At 45.9% G+C, this 1,120-nt stretch carries 1 protein-coding gene; it reads right to left on the reverse strand.

Features of this window, described 5'->3' with window-relative positions; translation table 11 throughout:
- Window positions 1–7 precede the first annotated feature (7 nt).
- Complete coding sequence (locus ABIB40_RS20685) at window positions 8–988, reverse strand: IS30 family transposase (RefSeq protein WP_354361854.1); 981 nt, start codon at window positions 986–988, stop codon at window positions 8–10.
- Window positions 989–1,120: the final 132 nt, after the last annotated feature.

Raw genomic sequence — 1,120 nt, forward strand, 5'->3', positions numbered from 1 at the left:
GGTGGATTCAAGTAATAAATGCAACATCTGCTAGATTGTTTAGTTTTTCGGCGAAAACTTCGTTGGGTGTCTTAAACCCAAATCGTTTCCTTGGTCTGTTGTTTAAAATATTTATTACCTGTTCTGTCTGTAATTTTGTTATCGATCCGAAGTTAGATTTTTTTGGGAAGTATTGCCTGACCAGACCGTTTAAATTTTCGTTTGCCCCTCTTTCCCAACTGTGGTAAGGTTTGGCGAAATAGAAGTCTATATCCAGTTCATCGGCTATTTTTTCATGGTCTGCAAACTCCTTTCCGTTGTCAGAGGTTATGGTCTTCAGCAATGGCTTCCAATCCTGCAAAAGTTCAACTGCCTTTGCCCCGACGCTGCCCGCCTCCTTGTTCTCTATCTTATCCATGAACAACATTCCCGTTGCCCTGTCATTGATGGTCAGCAGTGCCCCCTTGTGGTCTTTGCCGATTACGAGGTCTATCTCCAGATCTCCCAGGCGGCTCTTGGCCTCAACGATCGCCGGCCGCTGGTCGATGTCCTTTCTGCCACTTATAATGCCCCTGGTATCTTTCAGATGGCCTCTTTTCCTATATCTCCTTCCCCTGTTCCTTAAATAGGTGTGCAACGTGCCCCCATTGCGCTTGTCGAGCCAGACGTATTGATAGATTGCCTCTACGGAGACCATTTCTCGCCCGTCCAATGCTGCCCTGCCTACAATCTGCTCTGGGCTGAAATCCATACTCAGATAGTATAGCATGTTGGCCTCCACAGCTGCATTGAGCCTGCACAATTTACGTTTGAATAGATGCCGACGGGAAGCTTTCCCGTCCGCCAGCTTGGCCCTGTAAATCCCATTCCGCATATCTGAATTTCGTTTGATCTCTCTGTAAACAACAGACCTATCCCTGCGAAGAAAATCTGCGATCTCGACAATACTTTTTCCGGCATCGCGATATGCTTCTATTTTGTACCTTTGTTCCAACGTTAAATGAGCCATCGATTTTTGAGTGTTGCAACCCAAAGATAAGATGAAATTTTTCGCCCCAGCCGGTACGGCTTTTTTGCCCTAGGGCAAAAAAGCCGTACCGGCTACTTTTAAACCCTGTTGCATTTATTACTTGAATTCAAG

It is taken from the genome of Pedobacter sp. UYP30, from assembly GCF_040547165.1.
Lineage (GTDB): Bacteria > Bacteroidota > Bacteroidia > Sphingobacteriales > Sphingobacteriaceae > Pedobacter.

What these genes read in the sequence shown, in the direction of transcription:
- ABIB40_RS20685 (WP_354361854.1), bottom strand. Translation starts at nt 988, where the DNA reads ATGGCTCATTTAACGTTGGAACAAAGGTACAAAATAGAAGCATATCGC.